This window comes from Methylobacterium sp. 10, from assembly GCF_000519085.1.
Lineage (GTDB): Bacteria > Pseudomonadota > Alphaproteobacteria > Rhizobiales > Beijerinckiaceae > Methylobacterium.
In genome coordinates this window covers 2,839,607-2,856,727 of sequence record NZ_KI912577.1, presented here as the reverse complement: position 1 = coordinate 2,856,727, position 17,121 = coordinate 2,839,607, and the positions used below count along the sequence as shown (strand labels likewise).

Genomic DNA, 17,121 nt, shown 5'->3' with positions numbered 1-17,121 from the left:
GAGCGTTCGCGGGTCAGCCCTTGTCGCGCATGATGCGGGCGCGATCGCGCTCCCAGTCGCGCTCTTTGGCACTCTCGCGCTTGTCGTGGAGCTTCTTGCCCCGGCCGAGGCCGAGCTCGATCTTCGCGCGCCCCTGCTCGTTGAAGTAGATCTTCAACGGCACCACCGTGTAGCCCTCGCGCTTCGTCGCGCCGATGAGCTTGTTGATCTGCTTGCGGTGGAGCAGCAGGCGGCGCGGGCGCTTGGTCTCGTGGTTGAAGCGGTTGGCTTCGAGATATTCCGGGATGTAGGCGTTGAACAGGAACAACTCGTCGCCCGACGGGCCGGCATAGGCCTCGCCGATGGCCGCCTTGCCCTTGCGCAGGGACTTGACCTCGGTTCCGGTCAGGGCGATGCCCGCCTCGAGGACGTCCGAGATCTCGTAATGGAAGCGGGCGGCGCGGTTGTCGGCGACGACGCGGCGGGTGTCTTGCGGTTTGGGAGCCATCACATCGTCGGTTCTGGAGCATCGGCCCGAGTGGCCGACGCCCCCTGTCTGGAAGGAAGCTGACGGAGGTGTCCGGCCGCGCGGTGCGGCCGGACGAGTGTCATATGGTTCGCCGAGCTTTCGCCTGCGAGAGGGACCCCGCCCGCGAGGTGCCTCAGCCTTCGATCAGGCCGGCATGGCGCAGGGCGGCGTCGACGATGCCCTTGGTGGCATCGCTGACCGTGAGGAGCGGCAGGCGCACCTCGTCGCTCATGTGGCCGAGCCGCGAAAGGGCATATTTCACCGGCGACGGGTTTGATTCCGCGAACAATCCCACATGCAGCGGCAGCAACTGGTCCTGAAGCCGCAGAGCCGTGGCGTAATCGCCGGACAGGGTCGCTTCCTGAAGCTTGGCGCAGAGGCGCGGTGCGACGTTCGAGACCACCGAGATGCAGCCGACGCCGCCCTGGGCATTGAATCCGATCGCCGTCGCATCTTCGCCCGAAAGCTGGATGAAGTCTTCACCCATGGCTTGGCGCTGCAGGCTGACACGGTCGAGCTTGGCCGTGGCGTCCTTCACGCCGGCGATATTCTTGAGCTCATACAGCCGCGCCATGGTGTCGACGCTCATGTCGACCACCGAACGCGGGGGAATATTGTAGATGATGATCGGGATGCCGATGGCGTCGTTGACGGCCTTGAAATGCGCGTAGAGCCCCGCCTGCGTCGGCTTGTTGTAGTAGGGCGTCACCACCAGCACGGCATCCGCGCCGGCCTTCTCCGCGTTGACGGCCCGGTCGACGGCCTCGGCCGTGGAATTGGAGCCGGCCCCCGCGATCACCGGCACGCGGCCGGCGGTCTCGGCGATGCAGGCGGCCACGACGCGGTCGTGCTCGTCATGGCTCAGGGTCGGCGTCTCGCCGGTGGTGCCCACGGGCACGAGACCATGGATGCCCTGATCGATCTGCCAGACCACGAATTTGCGGAAGGCGTCCTCGTCGAAGGCGCCGTCGCGAAACGGCGTGGCGAGGGCGGTCATGGCGCCCTTGAGGCGTTGGGTCGTGGTGTCGGTCATCCTGGCGTTCCCGGCCGTCGATCTTTCGGTGGGCCGGTGTGCCGGCCGCGTCACCGCTCTCGCGGACGGGCAGACATAGGGCCTCGCTTGCACTCGCGCAAACGCTCCGTCGGCGCGGTTAATGACTTCTTAATGCCCTCTGGGACAGCTTAAGCATGTCCGCATCCGACGGGACTGGAAGAACCATGGCGTTCTGGACGCGTTCCTATCGTGCCGCCCTCCCCGTGTCCCTCGCCGTCGCCTTGGCAGGGACGACGATGTGGATAGGTCCGGCCTCGGTTTTCCCCGTGGCGGCCGGCCAGGGGGACGACATCGTCACCCGGCCGTCGAGCGATGCCGTCGCCCCCTCCGTCCTCGTGCCGGACAGCAGAGCCGCCGCCACCGATGCGGTCGCGGCCGACGCCTTGAAGCTCGATGACCGCAGCGCCGAGACCGCGCCGAGCAAGGCCCTGCCCGCCGCCGCCAAGGCCTATGCCTCCGCCGACCCGGAAGCGCCGATCGCCTTCCCCCTTCCCGATGCGGCGATGACGCCGGCCGCTCCCGTTCCGGAAGTGCCCGATCCCGCCCGCGCGGCACAGGTCGCGCCGGACGTCGATCTCCCCGCTTTGCGCCAGGCCATCGACGCCTATCGGCGCGGCAAGGTGTCCGAGGGCGACCGCCTGCGCGACGGCTTCACCGATCCGGCGGCGCTGGCCCTTCTCGAATGGGTGGCGATCCGCGCCGGATCCGGTATCGGCTTCGAGCGCACCGTCTCCTTCACCCGGACGAACCCGGACTGGCCGGCGGGGCCGCTCCTGCGCCGTCGCGCCGAGGAGGCGCTTCTCACCGAGCGCAAGAACCCGGCGACCGTGCGCGCCTTCTTCGCCGGCACCCGCCCGGCGAGCGCTCCGGGCAAGTTCGCCCTCGCCCTCGCTTTCCGGGCGGACTCCCTCGACGAGGATGCCGCGTCCCTGGTCCGCGACCTGTGGCGCTCCGAGACCTTCGGGCGTGCCCTCGAGACCAAGGTGCTGGACGCCTTCCCCGGAATCCTCACCCGCGTCGATCATCGCTTCCGCATGGAGCGCGCCCTCCTGAAGGAGGATTACGAGTCGGCCGGCCGCGCCGCCACCTATGCCGGCGGCGGCTACGCCACCCTGGTGCGGGCTCGCCGCGCCGTCGAGGACAAGAGTTCCTCGGCCGCCTCCGCGCTCAACGCCGTGCCGCCGTCGCTGCGCAGCGACCCGTCCTACATCCTGTCGCGGGCGCAATATCTCCGCCGGGCCGACAAGCCGGTGGAAGCGGCCGCGATCCTCGCCACGGCTCCGACCAACGGCGACGTCCTGGTGGATGGCGACGAATGGTGGGTCGAGCGCCGGATCGTCGCCCGCAAGCTCGTCGATCTCGGCAATCCGGGCCTCGCCTACGAGGTCGCCGCCGGTCATAGCGGCCGCACAGTGGAGAAGCGGATCGAGGCCGAGTTCCATGCCGGCTGGATCGCCCTGCGCTTCCTCGACGATCCGGCCAAGGCCTCCAGCCATTTCGCCAAGGCCGCGACCATCGCCGAGACGCCGATCTCGCTCGCCCGCGTCGCCTATTGGCAGGGCCGTGCCGCCGAGGCGGCGGGCGATGCCGGCCTCGCCAAGACCTTCTACGAGCGCGCGGCGCTCCAGCCGATCGCCTATTACGGACAGCTCGCGCGGGCAAAGCTCGGACAGGCGAGCCTGCCGCTCCGTGTCGTCTCCGAACTCGAACCCGCCGCCGCGGCGGCGTTCGAGAACCGCCTGACCACGCGGGCATTGCGCATGCTGGAGGCCGCCTCGCTCAAGGATCTGGCGCTGCCGCTCTATATCGACACGGCGAACCGCCTCACCAACCCTGCCGAGATCAGCGCGCTCGGCAACCTCGCCGTCGATGTGCGAAATTCCCGCGCCCTCGTGGCCATCGGCAAGCTCGCGGTCCAGCGCGGACTGCCCCTCGACGCCCATGCCTACCCGACCATCGGCATCCCCGATTACGAGGCCTCCGCCGCCGTTCCCCTGGTGGAGAAGGCCATGGTCTTCGCCATCGCCCGCCAGGAAAGCCAGTTCGATCCCCGCGCCCAATCCAGCGTCGGCGCCCGCGGGCTGATGCAGATGATGCCGGCCACGGCCCAGCGCACGGCGCGGCGGGTCAGCGCCTCCTACGACCAGGACCGCCTCACCAGCGATCCCGCCTACAATGCCCGCCTCGGCCAGGCCCATCTCGGCGAACTGATGGAGGATTGGCGCGGCTCCTACATCCTCGCCTTCGCCTCCTACAATGCCGGCGGCGGCAACGTGAAGAAGTGGATCGACGCCTATGGCGATCCACGCCGGACCGGGGTCGATCCCATCGACTGGGTCGAGCGCATCCCCTTCACCGAGACCCGCAACTACGTCCAGCGCGTGATGGAGAACCTGCAGGTTTACCGCAGCCGCCTGGAAGGCAAGAGCGCGCTGCTGATCGAGGGAGACCTCCAGCGCGGAGCGCGGTGAGGGGAGAGTTTGTTCTCCCCGATCGCTTCATCCCGAAGCTTTCCCTCGAAGCCTCCGCTCCGCAGCGGCAGCCGGTCGAGGTGATGAGGCGAGGCGGACAGGGGAGCCGCTGACGCGGTCGATGCCCGACGCCCTCGGCGGAGATGGACGGGCCAGTCGTGCCAGTGCTCCGGTTCCGGCGCCGACGAGATAGGCCGTCAGGTTCAGCGCCGCGCTCTCCACCCAGAAGCCGGGGCGGCCTGGCACGAGCCCACTGATCGCGAGCCCACTGACCGCCACGGCCCCGAATCCGAGTCCGAGGCCGATGGCGGTCGAAAGCCGGTCGCGTGGCGGTCCGAAGTGCCATCCGATGGCGGTCCCCAGCGCGAGGCTGGCGGCGAGCGCGGGCCAGAGAATCGTCAGCAGCAGGATCATCGGGACGATCTCTCAGGAACGCAGGGCGAGGCCGACGCCCTGCCCGGTGGCATTGGCGCGGCCGGCGGGTGCGGCGACGATCCTGTCCGCCGGGATGCCGGCTTGGAGCAGATATTCGACGACCACAAGCGCGCGCTGACGGGCGATGTCGGGTTCCGGCTCCGCGGGCTTCGCCTCCTTCTGGGCATCCGCCTTGGCGTCCTTCTCCTTCGCCGCCTTCTCTCCGGCCGCCTTGTCCTTGCCGTCCTTCGCCGAAGCGGCTTTGGGATCGGCGGGCTTCACGATGGGCTTTTCGGCCTTCGCGACCACCGGCTTCGTGGCCTTATCTCCGTCCCGGGCCTTCCCCGAATCGACGGACGAGGTGTTCTCCACCCCGGCATCGAGGGCGGGTTTGGGGACGCTGGCCGCACCGGCCGGGTCGGTATGACCCGTCACCTCGATGCGCAGGCCGGGGCAGGCTTTCGCCGCCGAGGCCACTGCGTCGAGGGTCGGATAGAACTCCGCTCTCAGGGTGACGCCGCCGGGTGCGAAGACGAGGCGGCTCCCATTTATCGCGCGGTCGAACGCGCCTCGGCAGGCCGCCGGGTCGTCCGAGGTCGTGCCGGGCGGCGGCTTCACCTCGGCCTGCGCCTGCCAGCCGGCCGGCATCCGCCGGGCGAGATCGGCTTCGAACCGACCGGCACTCTCGCGGTAGAGGCTGTCGCCGGTCAGCGCGAGGCTCCTGTCCGAGAGGCGGATCTCGCCGGTGGCGAGCATCGCGAGGCTGGTAATGCCGGCCTCGACGGCGCCGGTGAGGTTGGGCGGCGCACCCTCGGCGATGCGGCTCTTGTCGACGATGCGTTCGCGGAAGAATCGGGGTCGCAGCGTCGCCAGGATACGGTCGCGCGTGACGCCGTCGGGAAGGTGTCCGGTCAGCGTCACGGCATCGCTCTCGCGCCGGACCATGAAGCGATAGGGGGAGAGCGGCATGGCAGCGAGTTCGACCGTCCCGGCCCTGGTGCCGGACGGTCGCCCGTCGCGCAGCAGCGCGTCGATCTCACCGATGGCTTGCCCGTCGAGTGCGGTCCCCGAGACCGACAGGCGCGAATTGGCAAAGGTGACGCTGCCATCCTGCAACAGGGACGAAAGCTGGAAGGCGAAGCGGCCGAGCGTGGTCGGATCGATCCCATCCTGAAGACCGCGTGCGGTCTGCATCCGGTCGTCTACCGTGGCGCCATCGGCGGCGTCGTCGGCCATCGCGCGAATTTCCTCGCGTGCCGCTTCGGAAACGATATTGCCCGAAAGGACGAGGCTGCCGCCGCGCTCCCGCATCACCGCGAACCGGAAATCGGAGATCGCAGCCGGCCGGATATCGACCTTGCCCATGGTGAAACCGGCCGGAGGATGGGCCAATGCCTGCCTGACGGCCTCGTAATCGGCCACCGTCGCCGCCTCGCCGCTGAGAGACACGGTGGTGTCGGCGATGGTGGCGCTGGCGCCCGGAGCCAGCGGCTTCAGCTGTTCGAGAGCGAAAGCGGAAGCGGCGGAAAAGTCCGGCGGTGCCCCGCGCGCGGCCTTCGCCTGATCGACGATCCTGGTCTCGGAGGGAAGCTCGGGGGCGAGCTTCGCGGCAAGCGCCCTCGGGCCGATCTCGACAGGACGGTTGCCGGACAGCTCGATCCGTTCCGGGCTCGTGCGTGTCGCCGTCCAGACGAAGGGAGAGGCATCCTCGACGATACCGATACGCCCGACCACGTGGCGCAGGCCAGGCAGGCGCTTGAGCCTGTCGAGGGCCGCGACGCGCCCGGCCTCGTCCGGCGCCTCGCCGGCGGCGATGAGGTCCCGGCCCCGCACCGTCAGGCGCAGCCAGGGCTCTAACCCCGTCTCGGCCGTCGCACGCACGACCGGGCCGGCGTTCTCGTCGAGCCGCCGCTCCGCGCGGCTGGCGAGGAACGGCGTCGCGACGCCGACGATGAGCGCCAGTCCGGGCAGGCCGACGGCCCAGCCGAATTTCTGGAGCAAGGGGGGGGACGGGAGGGCGGGCAATGCGAACCTCGGGGATCGGCCGGCACCAGACACCCGCTTCGCGGCATCTTGAAGACGCCGCAGGCTCATTCCCATCGATCGCCGCCTCCTTCCTTGTCCACATGCCTTCACCCCCGCGCGCGATAGCGCCGGGGGCATGGCCCAAGAGAAAACCCGAGAGCACCGCAAGAGGGGGACGCGGGACGCCGCGAAACCCATTGAGCGCTATAAGTGTTTGCCGGTTCCCCGGCGTCCCGTCAGGCTCCGGCGTTGCCGCCGGGGCCTGTTTTGTCGTCGCGGTGTCTCCAGCGGTCCTCGCGTTGCGTCGCGCCTGAGGTGGTCGTGTTGCATCCCAGCCCGGCTGTTCGAACGGACTTTGCCCCGCACGCCCTCTCGTATTGGAGGGGCCGCAAACCTCATCATGGCAGCCGAGATCGGGGTCAGTGCCGGGGCATTTAACTCCCGACCTACCGCGCCCCCATCCGAGCCCCCAGACTATCGAGCCGCCGCCCGGGGCGATGGTGACCGACACCACCGACGCAGGCACCGCCCCGCCGCCCCTTTCGGCCCACCCGGTCGGTCACCGGGCGAGCCCCCTTCGATGGGCGGCAGGTGTGGGGATATAGGTATGAAATAGGAATTTTGTCAAGAAGTTTCATGTCGGGGAGAACGGTCTCGGCCATGGGACCGTTATCGGGAAGCCTCGGCGATCTCTGGCGTCCCATCGGGGGCGAAGGTCTCGTGAACACTCCGTGCCCTCTGTCTCGGCAGGAGCGTTCCCGCCCCTCCGCGTGGTGCCATGACCCTGGCGGAGGGACCGGGATTCTAAGCGGGTTCGAGTTGGTCGACCGACGCTTCACCCTGCTTAGCTCTCTGATGTGTCGCAGGTTTTGATCGCAGAACCGGGGGGGCACTTCTGCGAAACCTGCTTAGTGTCTCTCACAAAACTCCCGCTGCGCCGTCGTGCTTGGAGCGAGAACCGACCGTGACCGGGAGTTTCGTGAGGCACTCTTAGCCCTTCCTCAATGCGGACAGTTCGGGGTCGTAAATGGTCCCGCCGGCTTCCCCCGGTCGAGGGGGGGCGCTTCACCGAGCGGGGGAGCCCGAGCCGACGCGCTCTGCCGGGCGTCCGGTGCGGAGGGCGACCCGCCTCATCCTTCCCGCTGCATCTCCAGCTCCAGCCAGCGGTCCTCGGCCGCCGAGAGGTCGGCCTCCGCCGCCGCGAGGGTCGCCGAGGTTTTCTGGAACAGGGCCGGATTGCGGCTGTAGAGCTGCGGATCGGCGAGGACGGCGCGGTTCTTGGCGATCTCGGTCTGCAGCTTCGCGATCCGCTCCGGCAGGGTCTTCAACTCGTGCTGATCCTTGAACCCCATCTTCGTCTTGGGCGCCGGGGGCGCGGACGTGCTGACGAGGCGTCCCGGCTTCACCTTGCCGTCGGGGCGAGGCGCCGTGGCGCTCTTGCGCGCCTCGACGCCCTGGCCGCGCTGCGTCACCATGTCAGTATAGCCGCCGGCATATTCGACCCAGCGCCCCTCCCCCTCGCTGACGAGGACGCTGCCAACGACGCGGTCGAGGAAGTCACGGTCGTGGCTCACCAGGATCAGCGTGCCGGAATAATCGGACAGCATCTCCTGCAGGAGGTCGAGGGTCTCGAGATCGAGGTCGTTGGTGGGCTCGTCGAGGACGAGGAGGTTGGCGGGCTGGGCCAGGGCTCGGGCGATGAGAAGGCGGTTGCGCTCGCCGCCGGAGAGCACCCGCACCGGGGTCCGGGCCTGTTCCGGGGCGAACAGGAAGTCCTTGAGATAGCCGATCACATGGCGGCTCACGCCACCGACGACCACGCTGTCGCCGCTACCGCCGGTGAGCACCTCCGTGACCGTCATCGACGGCTCCAGCACTGCGCGGGCCTGGTCGAGGAGCATCATCTTGAGATTCGTGCCGAGGGCTATGCTGCCGGAATCCGGTGCCGATTGTCCTGTGAGCAGATTGATGAGGGTTGTTTTGCCGGCGCCGTTGGCGCCGACGATGCCGAGCCGGTCGCCACGCATCACCCGGATCGAGAGATCGTCGACGATGCGGCGCTCACCATAGGCCTTGGCGGCGTTCTTGGCCTCGATCACCAGGGCGCCGGAACTCTCCGCCTCGGTTGAGGTCATCGTCGCGGTGCCGACGGGGCGACGGTCCTCCCGGCGGTCCTTGCGCAGGGCGTGGAGGTTGCCGAGCCGGCGGACGTTGCGCTTGCGCCGTGCGGTAACGCCGTAGCGCAGCCAATGCTCCTCGTCGGCGATCTTGCGATCGAGCTTGTGCCGGTCGCGCTCCTCCTCCTCGAAGAAAGCATCGCGCCACGCCTCGAAGGTGGAAAAGCCCTGCTCGATCCGCCTCGTAATGCCGCGATCGAGCCAGACGGTGGTCTTCGACAGGGCCGAGAGGAAGCGCCTGTCGTGGCTAATGAGAACGAGCGCGCCGCGCACGGACTTCAATTCCGCTTCGAGCCATTCGATGGCCGGGAGGTCGAGATGGTTGGTGGGCTCGTCGAGCAGCAGGATGTCGGGCTCGGGTGCCAGCGCCTGGGCGAGCGCGACGCGCCGCCCTTCCCCGCCCGACAGGCTCGCCGGGTTCTCGGCTCCGGTCAGGCCCAGGCTCTCCAGCAGGTAGCGGGCGCGATAGGCGTCGTCGCCATGGGTGAGGCCGTGTTCGACGAAGTCGAGGGTGGTGGAAAAGCCCGAAAAATCCGGTTCCTGTGCGAGGTAGCGGATGGTGGTGCCGGGCTGGACGAAGCGCACGCCCTTGTCGGGCTCGATGAGCCCACAGGCGATCTTCATGAGCGTCGACTTGCCCGAACCGTTGCGGCCGACGAGACAGGTCCGTTCGCCGGGCGAGATCGCGAGATCCGCCTGTTCGATCAGCGGAGTGCCGCCGAATGTGAGCGCGACGTTCTGGAGGGTGAGAAGCGGGGGAGCGGCCATGATGCGGGCTTATGGCAGCGCAGCCGCTCCCGAACAAATGCGGACTTGCCTTCGAGGCTACATCGTCGGGTTGGCCGGGCCGGTTGGCGACGGATCGGGCGAGACGGGAGCGGGGCTCGGGTCGATCACGGGGATCTCCGTCGGGCTCTCGGTGGGCGCCTCGGCCGGCGTGGACGCGGGGATATCCGGCCCGGGAGCCGGCGGCGGCGTCTGGGGGGCCTCGTAGGGCGTATCGGGAACCGGAGCTTCCGGGATGGGCGCGGGATCTATGGGGCCTGGATTCGACATGGGCGACGCCACCTGCTCGCGAAGTTTAGGGAGAGGGCTGGAAACGGGCGAGTGCCCGTTGCCGTTCCCCGATGGCGCTCCTCAGCCCTTCTTGATCAGGAGCTGGTTGCCTTCCTTGCCAATGATCTTCTTCATCCGCTCGGCGAACAGAGCCAGCAGCATCGGCAGGCGCACTTCGATACGGACCGTCTCGGGAAGGACGTCGACCTCGCCGTCCACCTTCTGGCCCATGGCGGACATGGCGAAGTTCAGGCGGTCGTCTGTCCAGGTCATGTGCTCGACATTGATTCCGGCCTTGGCGCAGGCCGCCTTCGCCTTGTCCAGCCCACTCGAAATCCGCCGTTTCGCCTCGACGGGACCGATCTCGTGGGGAATCTCGACGATCAGGGGCTTTGCCATGGGGGAACCATCCTCAAACACGCATCCAGCCGTCAAGATGGGGCCGATCGCCATCCATGCAACGGCGACCGGCCCCTTAGTTGATCAAGCGCGGCAGTGAAACCCGCCTCGCGCGGAATCACCATGCGGTATCAGGACGATGGTGCATGCCGCACGTCGTCGCGAGCCGGCACGGCCATCCTCTGGCATACCGCACGATGTCACGGGTTCCGCATCAGTTCACGACCTTGAGCGAGACGTAGGTCGTGCCGCCCATGCCGAGCGCTCGGGCAGAGCCCTTGGCGAGATCGATGATCCGGCCGCGCACGAAAGGTCCGCGATCGTTGATGCGCACCACCACCGAGCGGCCGTTGCGCTTGTTCTCGACCCGGACACGGGTGCCGAACGGCAGGCTGCGATGGGCGGCGGTCATCCCGTTCGGATTGAAGCGCTCGCCATTCGCCGTCTTGCGGCCGCTGCCGTACCAGGAGGCCGCGCCGGATTGGGCGGCAGCCGGTGCACTGAGTGCGGCGAGAGACATGGCGGTTCCAATAGCGGCAGCGGTCCAACGAACAGGCTTCATATTCATCCGCATTCCTTTTGCTGTTGCAGAGGCTGCGGAACATAGAGCCAATGAAGGCTGAAATGAGATCAGTAGAATGTGGCAGGAGCTGCCTTCATTAGCCTGGGACGCTCGTGGAATATGTGAATAAAATCTAAAGACATTTTAAATTGGGGGCATGTCGAAGATCTATATTGAGAGCGGATGGTGACTGTCGTCAGCAGGTTTCGTCCCGCAGGTCGAGCCCGTCACATTTCCTGCCACATCGATGGCGAAGCGTAGCCGTGCCCCAGCGCGAGGTGCATGGGAGATGCGCGCCGCTCGTGACCCTGACAGTTCCGGAAGGGCCGCCAACGGGTCGGATGCGGGCTGGAGACATCCGCAACAGGGGTGGACAGGTCTTCGTGGTGAAATCGAGATCGTCTGATTAATAGTCGTCCGATGATGATGGTTTGGTAAATAGAGAGTTGAGTTGATGAGGGTAGAGCTTAAAATTCATCAGTATTCGAGCGGGTAGGCAAAATCTGCAGCCCCAAATCGAGACGCATTGTCCGCACCTTGGCAACCTGCCCTTTACGTTAACGGCCCCATGGTCTGCCTGTCAGTCGCGTAACCGGTGTTTGCCATGGCTTCCCTGCGTACCGCGGTTGCCGACACCGTCGCCCGGAAAAGTGTCTCGCGTACCGGGCGACTCGTGTCGGCGCCGCGGATGGGTCTCGTACCCGCCGCCCAGCGTCTTCCTCTCGACGAAATCCTCGTCGGGGATTGCATCGCCGCCATGAACGCCCTGCCGGCGGCGAGCGTCGACTGCGTCTTCGCCGACCCGCCCTATAATCTTCAGCTCGGCGACGGCTCGCTGTTGCGACCCGACCAGAGTCGTGTCGATGCCGTCGACGACGCCTGGGACCAATTCTCGAGCTTTGCTGCTTATGACGAGTTTACCCGCGCCTGGCTGACCGCCGCCCGCCGGGTGATGAAGCCGAACGCCACCCTCTGGGTCATCGGCTCCTACCACAACATCTTTCGTGTCGGCTCGGTGCTCCAGGACCTCGGGTTCTGGATCCTCAACGACATCGTCTGGCGGAAAGCCAACCCGATGCCGAACTTTCGCGGCAAGCGCTTCACCAATGCCCATGAGACCTTGATCTGGGCCTCACGCTCGGCAGAGGCGAAGAGCTACACTTTCCATTACGAAGCCCTGAAGGGCGGCAACGACGACGTCCAGATGCGTTCGGACTGGTTCATCCCGCTCTGCACCGGGGATGAGCGCCTCAAGGGCGCTGACGGCCAGAAGGTCCATCCGACCCAGAAGCCTGAAGCCCTCCTCGCTCGGACCCTGCTCTCGGCGACGAATGCCGGCGATGTGGTGCTCGATCCGTTTTTCGGTACGGGTACCACCGGGGCCGTCGCCAAGCGCCTCGGACGGCGCTTCATCGGCATCGAACGCGAGACGGTCTATGCCGACGCGGCCCGCGCCCGGATCGACGCCGTGGAGCCCTTGTCCAAGGCCGCCCTCCTCGTCGCCCCGACGAAACGGGCTGAGCCGCGTGTCGCCTTCCTCAGCGTGATTGAGGCCGGCCATATCCGCGCGGGTGAGATCCTCACCGATGCGCGCGGTCGCCACGAAGCCGTGGTGCGTCCCGACGGGACGCTGATGGTCGGGCCGGCCATGGGCTCGATCCACAAGATCGGCGCCCTCGTCCAGGGCTTCCCATCCTGCAACGGCTGGGATTTCTGGCACGCCAAGCGCGACGGCAAACTGGTTCTGATCGACGTGTTCCGTGGCCGGATGCGGGCCGCGATGGGGTCGGCCGCCTAGTTCTTTCGAAGGTGAGAGGATCGGATGCGAGCCGACTTCTCCCCCAGGGGGGGAGGGTTCGCGCTCTTCCTCTCAAGGACGCGTTTTCGGCCTGCCGCGCTTGCGCGGCGCCGCAGGCGGTGGCGCTTCCTCCGGCTCCCCGAAAAATCCCTCCCCGTCCTCGACCGGCGGCTTTGCGACGATGCGCGGTGCCGGTTTGGGCACCGGGCGAAAGCTCGGGCGCGGCTCGGGCACCGACGCCTCGTCTTCAGCGAAGAGCGGCGTGTCCTGGATCGATCGCATGGCCTTCGGCCGTCCGCGCTTCACGGCCTCGGGCTTAGGATCGAAGGCGTGGGCGAGCACCTTCTTCATCACGCCGGGCAACGGTTCCTCATCGAGGTCGCGCCTGGGCGTGAAGCGCATTCCGGCCGGTGCCTTCGTAGTGAGGCCGACGCGGGCGACGAAGACGGTCAGTCCCAGCGGGAAATGCGTGAAGACGTGGCGCACCACGCCCGGCAGCCGCTTCCATCGCGCGTCCAACGGAGCGTCGAGTAGGGCCTGGGCGACGTCGTAGCCGCTTTCCCATGCGCTGGTCGGAGGCTCCGCCATGGCACCGAGCAGACCTTCGGGGGGGCGAGTCCGCAGCAATACGGCCTCGTCGCCGCTACGGATCGCCACGAAGGCGGCGCCATAGCGTTCGACGCCCTTCGTTTTCTTGATCTTGCGTGGAAACGTTTCCTGCAGCCCTAGGGCGCGTGCCTCGCAGGGGGCCATCCAGGGGCAGAGGGCGCAGGCCGGTCGCTTCGGCGTGCAGATGGTCGAACCGAGATCCATCAGGCTCTGGGCGAAGTCACCGGGCCGCTGTGCCGGCACGAGGCTCTGCGTCAGCCGTCGGATCTCGGGGCGCGCGGCGGGGATCGGCGTGTCAATGGCGAAGAGCCGGGTCACCACCCGCTCGACGTTGCCGTCCACTGCCGCTTCCTGCCTGTCGAAGGCGATGGCCGCGATGGCGCCGGCCGTGTAGGCGCCGATGCCGGGCAGCTTGCGCAAGCCGTCGAGCGTGTCGGGGAAGGCGCCGGCTTTCGTGACCGCCTTGGCACAGGCGTGAAGGTTGCGGGCGCGGGAATAATAGCCGAGGCCGGCCCAAGCCGACATGACGCTCTCCTCCGGCGCCGCCGCGAGGGCCTCCACGGAGGGGAAGCGTTCGAGAAAGCGCAGGAAGTACGGTTTGACCGCTGCGATCGTGGTCTGCTGCAGCATCACCTCGGACAGCCAGACCCGATAGGGGTCGGGCGTCTCGCCCGCCAAAGCACGCCATGGCAGCACGCGGCGATGCCGGTCGTACCAGTCGAGGAGGTCGGTGGCTCGCGGGCCCCGGGCGGAAGGATCCATTGCTGCCGTGAAGTCCGGTGACATGAAATCCCGCGACATGAGATCCGGCGTGTTGGGCGCCCGTCCATACAGGGTGGCCGCGAACGATCAAAGCATTCGAAAGCCGGCGCCGTTCACGCTATCATGCGGCGTCCGCCCGCATCGGAATCTCTCGGAGCTCATGGCCCGCATCAAACCCCTCGCCGAGCTGATCGAGACCTGCATCGGACCGGCTTTCGCCGCGCAGGGGTTCGCCTCCACCGATATCCTCGCGGCCTGGCCCGATATCGTCGGCGAGCGCCTCGCCCGTTTCTGCCAGCCCTCGAAGCTCGAATGGCCCCGCCGCGCCCGCCGCGAGGAGCAGGGTCGGCCGGATCCGGGCACGCTGGTGGTGCGGGTGGAGGGCGTCTTCGCCCTGGAATTGCAGCATCTGGCTCCCGTGGTGATCCAGCGCATCAACGCCCATTATGGCTGGGCCTGCATCGGCAAGCTCGTCCTCAAGCAGGGGCGCGTTCATCAAGCCGTTCGCAAGCGGGTTGTGCCGCCCCTCGATCCGGTGAAGCGTGGGGAAGTCGCGTTGGCGGTCTCCTCCATCGACGACGATGGGCTGCGCGACGCCCTCGACAGGCTCGGCGTGGCGATCGTCGCCTCTGCACCGCCGCGATCCGGCTGAATCCCGCCTTCGGCCCCGCGCATGTCGCGGCGCATGGAAGCGGAGCCGCCTGTCGCGTCTTGTCAGATTGTCCGCGGGTCTCTACCGCAAGCCGCATGGATCGGATCTGCGAGCGGAGCCCGTCGACATCATGATCACTCGTCGCGACACCTTGAAACTGACCGGCATGGCGATCGGCGCGGCCGCGCTTCTGCCCCGGTTGACCCTTGACGCCTTCGCCCAGGAGGCGAACCTCGCTTCCCTGATGGAGCCGGGTCCCCTCGGCGACGTTTGGCTGGGGCCGAAGGACGCCAAGGTGACGATCATCGAATATGCTTCGATGACCTGCTCCCACTGCGCCGCGTTCCACAAGAACACTTGGCCGGCTTTGAAGGAGCGCTACATCGACACCGGCAAGGTGCGCTTTACCTTGCGCGAATTCCCGCTCGATCCGCTGGCGACCGCAGCCTTCATGCTCGCCCGCTGTGATGGCGACGCGAAATACTATCCCATTACCGATCTGCTGTTCGACCAGCAGCAGGGCTGGGCCTACGTGCAAAAGCCGCAATCGCCGGTGGATGCCTTGGAGCAGATGTTGCGGCAGGCCGGGTTTTCGAAGGAGAAATTCGAGACCTGTCTCAAGGATCAGAAGCTCTACGCCGCCGTGAACGCGGTGAAGCAGAAGGGGCTCGATACCTTCAAGGTCGACTCGACGCCGACCTTCTTCATCAACGGCGAGCGCTTCAAGGGTGAGATGACGATCGACGGGATGGAGAAGGTCATCAAGCCGATTCTGGGCGCCTGAGACCCAAGCTTGGCCGGCGCTTCCCATTCATGCACCAAGCGCATCCTCCAGGATCGCCGCAAGGGGCTGATTATCTTTGTTTTACAGTAACTTAGTGTCTATAAGGCGCGCCTTGACACTCAAGATAGGCGAAACTATGGTGCGCCGCGCTTGACGGCGTTTTCAGGCCGGTTCCCTCCACTCTCGCCAATGTGAGTTTTCGCCGTGAGCGGTAACGACGCAGGGGATGGGAATGGAGATGGACGGCAGAAACCGGACGAGGATCTCTCTGCGAGACTGAAGCATCTCGAGAAGCAGATCGAGGAGAAGCTGCCCGCCGCTCCTTCCCGTCCCTCGCCGGGTGCGGGTGCCTCCAACGGGGCGTCATCCTTGGGGCTGGCGATGCGACTCTCCACGGAGTTCATCGCCGGTGTCCTTGCCGGAGGCATTCTCGGCTGGCTGTGCGATCAGTTTCTGGGGACGAAGCCCTGGGGTCTGATCGTTCTGCTCATGCTGGGCTTCGCAACCGGCGTCTATAACGTCATGCGTGTCTCGGGCTCGCTCTCGAGACCGGCCGCGAAAAGCGCGGCCGACAAAAATCAGGATCGGGAACGGTCCTGACAGGCAAATTTGCCGCTTTCGGGCGGTCCTGGGGCAAAGCGGGCATCTCGCCCGCTCGTGGACAGAAGGACGGTAGCGGCAATGGCCGTAAAGATGGATCCGATCCACCAGTTCGAGCTCAAGCCGCTCGTATCCTTCGGTCATATCGGCAATCAGGAAATCGCGTTCACCCAGTCGGCGCTGTACATGTTCGCCGCCGTCGGGATCATTGCCCTGATCACGATCGTGGCGACGGCGCAGCGCTCGGTGGTGCCGGGCCGGATGCAGTCCGTGGCCGAGATGTTCTACGAGTTCATCGGCTCGACCCTGCGCCAGTCCGCCGGGCACGGGTCCGAGCGGTTCATGCCGCTGATCTTCTCCTTGTTCATGTTCGTCCTCGTCCTGAACATGTTCGGCATGATCCCCTATGCGTTCGCCGTGACAAGCCACATCATCGTGACCTTCGCGCTGGCGCTCCTCGTGATCACCACCGTCATCGTCTACGGCTTCATGGCCCACGGCACGAAGTTCCTGAAGGTGTTCGTGCCCTCGGGCGTGCCGGGCTGGCTGATGCCGATGATCGTCGCCATCGAGATCGTCTCCTTCGTCTCGCGGCCGATCAGCCTCGCGGTGCGTCTCTTCGCCAACGTGCTCGCTGGCCACATCGCCCTCAAGATCTTCGCGGGCTTCGTTCCGGCGCTTCTCGCCGCGGGCGCCTGGGGTGCGATCTCCCCGCTGCCGCTGGCTCTCAGCGTCGCGGTGACGGCCCTTGAGTTCCTCGTCGCCGGTCTACAGGCCTACGTCTTCGCGACGCTCGCCTCGATCTACCTCAGCGACGCCCTTCACCCCGGCCACTAGGCCCCGGCGGTATCCCCTTCCGTCCCCGGTCCGCGGTTGCGGCCGGATTTCTCTCCACGCAACGAACGAACCGACACCAGGAGCAATTTGATGGATCCCTTAGCCGCTAAGTACATCGGTGCCGGCCTCGCCTGCCTCGGAATGGCGGGCGCCGCCATCGGCCTCGGCAATCTCTTCGGCCAGTTCTATGCCGGTGCCCTTCGCAACCCGTCGGCTGCCGACGGCCAGCGCGGCAACCTGCTCCTCGGCTTCGCGCTGACGGAAGCGCTCGGCATCTTCTCGCTGCTCGTCGCGCTTCTCCTCCTGTTCGCCGTCTAAGACCGACGACGTTCGTCGATCCGACAGCAGACCCGGACCGGGCGCCCCATTCCCCTGGACGCGCGCCCGGTCCTTATCCGCGAATTTCTTTTGAG

At 66.9% G+C, this 17,121-nt stretch carries 16 protein-coding genes; 7 read left to right on the top strand and 9 right to left on the bottom strand.

Annotated features, from left to right (window positions below):
- Window positions 1–13 precede the first annotated feature (13 nt).
- On the bottom strand, window positions 14–487 hold the full coding sequence (gene smpB / locus K368_RS0113215; RefSeq protein ID WP_018044478.1) for an SsrA-binding protein SmpB: 474 nt from the start codon (window positions 485–487) through the stop codon (window positions 14–16).
- A 154-nt stretch (window positions 488–641) separates the two neighbouring features.
- Window positions 642–1,541, bottom strand: a complete 900-nt coding sequence (gene dapA / locus K368_RS0113210; protein WP_027172822.1) for a 4-hydroxy-tetrahydrodipicolinate synthase — start codon at window positions 1,539–1,541, stop codon at window positions 642–644.
- A gap of 185 nt (window positions 1,542–1,726) precedes the next feature.
- Here dapA and K368_RS0113205 point away from each other — a divergent pair, with 185 nt between their 5' ends.
- Window positions 1,727–4,033: a lytic transglycosylase domain-containing protein gene (locus K368_RS0113205; protein ID WP_027172821.1), complete on the top strand. Its 2,307-nt coding sequence runs from the start codon at window positions 1,727–1,729 to the stop codon at window positions 4,031–4,033.
- A 27-nt stretch (window positions 4,034–4,060) separates the two neighbouring features.
- On the opposite strand, the gene K368_RS0113200 is transcribed toward K368_RS0113205, so the two are convergent.
- The 6 genes from K368_RS0113200 to K368_RS0113175 form a co-directional block, all read right to left on the bottom strand.
- On the bottom strand, window positions 4,061–4,447 hold the full coding sequence (locus K368_RS0113200) for a hypothetical protein (RefSeq protein ID WP_027172820.1): 387 nt from the start codon (window positions 4,445–4,447) through the stop codon (window positions 4,061–4,063).
- Window positions 4,448–4,459: 12 nt separating this feature from the next.
- Window positions 4,460–6,448 (bottom strand): hypothetical protein, encoded by a 1,989-nt coding sequence (locus K368_RS0113195; protein ID WP_051439868.1) that lies wholly within the window; start codon window positions 6,446–6,448, stop codon window positions 4,460–4,462.
- Window positions 6,449–7,602: 1,154 nt separating this feature from the next.
- Window positions 7,603–9,417 (bottom strand): ATP-binding cassette domain-containing protein, encoded by a 1,815-nt coding sequence (locus K368_RS0113190; RefSeq protein ID WP_027172818.1) that lies wholly within the window; start codon window positions 9,415–9,417, stop codon window positions 7,603–7,605.
- A gap of 57 nt (window positions 9,418–9,474) precedes the next feature.
- Window positions 9,475–9,705: a hypothetical protein gene (locus tag K368_RS26025; protein ID WP_056162480.1), complete on the bottom strand. Its 231-nt coding sequence runs from the start codon at window positions 9,703–9,705 to the stop codon at window positions 9,475–9,477.
- 81 nt (window positions 9,706–9,786) lie between these two features.
- Window positions 9,787–10,104, bottom strand: coding sequence for a polyhydroxyalkanoic acid system family protein (locus tag K368_RS0113180; protein WP_027172816.1), 318 nt, complete (start codon window positions 10,102–10,104; stop codon window positions 9,787–9,789).
- Between the two features lie 214 nt (window positions 10,105–10,318).
- A complete protein-coding gene (locus tag K368_RS0113175) occupies window positions 10,319–10,624 on the bottom strand; it encodes a septal ring lytic transglycosylase RlpA family protein (protein WP_018044485.1) in 306 nt (101 codons plus the stop codon).
- 646 nt (window positions 10,625–11,270) lie between these two features.
- Here K368_RS0113175 and K368_RS0113170 point away from each other — a divergent pair.
- Window positions 11,271–12,464 (top strand): site-specific DNA-methyltransferase, encoded by a 1,194-nt coding sequence (locus K368_RS0113170; RefSeq protein ID WP_027172814.1) that lies wholly within the window; start codon window positions 11,271–11,273, stop codon window positions 12,462–12,464.
- A 72-nt stretch (window positions 12,465–12,536) separates the two neighbouring features.
- On the opposite strand, the gene mutY is transcribed toward K368_RS0113170, so the two are convergent.
- Window positions 12,537–13,835 carry an A/G-specific adenine glycosylase gene (gene mutY, locus K368_RS0113165; RefSeq protein WP_036266988.1) on the bottom strand — a complete coding sequence of 433 codons (1,299 nt, stop codon included), beginning with the start codon at window positions 13,833–13,835 and terminating at the stop codon, window positions 12,537–12,539.
- Between the two features lie 160 nt (window positions 13,836–13,995).
- On the opposite strand from mutY, the gene K368_RS0113160 reads away from it, so the two are divergent.
- From K368_RS0113160 to K368_RS0113140, 5 genes are all read left to right on the top strand, one after another.
- On the top strand, window positions 13,996–14,487 hold the full coding sequence (locus tag K368_RS0113160) for a DciA family protein (RefSeq protein WP_027172812.1): 492 nt from the start codon (window positions 13,996–13,998) through the stop codon (window positions 14,485–14,487).
- 130 nt (window positions 14,488–14,617) lie between these two features.
- Window positions 14,618–15,271, top strand: coding sequence for a DsbA family protein (locus tag K368_RS0113155; RefSeq protein WP_027172811.1), 654 nt, complete (start codon window positions 14,618–14,620; stop codon window positions 15,269–15,271).
- 204 nt (window positions 15,272–15,475) lie between these two features.
- Window positions 15,476–15,871, top strand: coding sequence for an AtpZ/AtpI family protein (locus K368_RS0113150; protein WP_027172810.1), 396 nt, complete (start codon window positions 15,476–15,478; stop codon window positions 15,869–15,871).
- 81 nt (window positions 15,872–15,952) lie between these two features.
- Window positions 15,953–16,708 carry a F0F1 ATP synthase subunit A gene (locus K368_RS0113145; RefSeq protein WP_027172809.1) on the top strand — a complete coding sequence of 252 codons (756 nt, stop codon included), beginning with the start codon at window positions 15,953–15,955 and terminating at the stop codon, window positions 16,706–16,708.
- Window positions 16,709–16,798: 90 nt separating this feature from the next.
- A complete protein-coding gene (locus K368_RS0113140) occupies window positions 16,799–17,026 on the top strand; it encodes a F0F1 ATP synthase subunit C (RefSeq protein ID WP_018044493.1) in 228 nt (75 codons plus the stop codon).
- The last annotated feature ends 95 nt before the right edge of the window (window positions 17,027–17,121 follow it).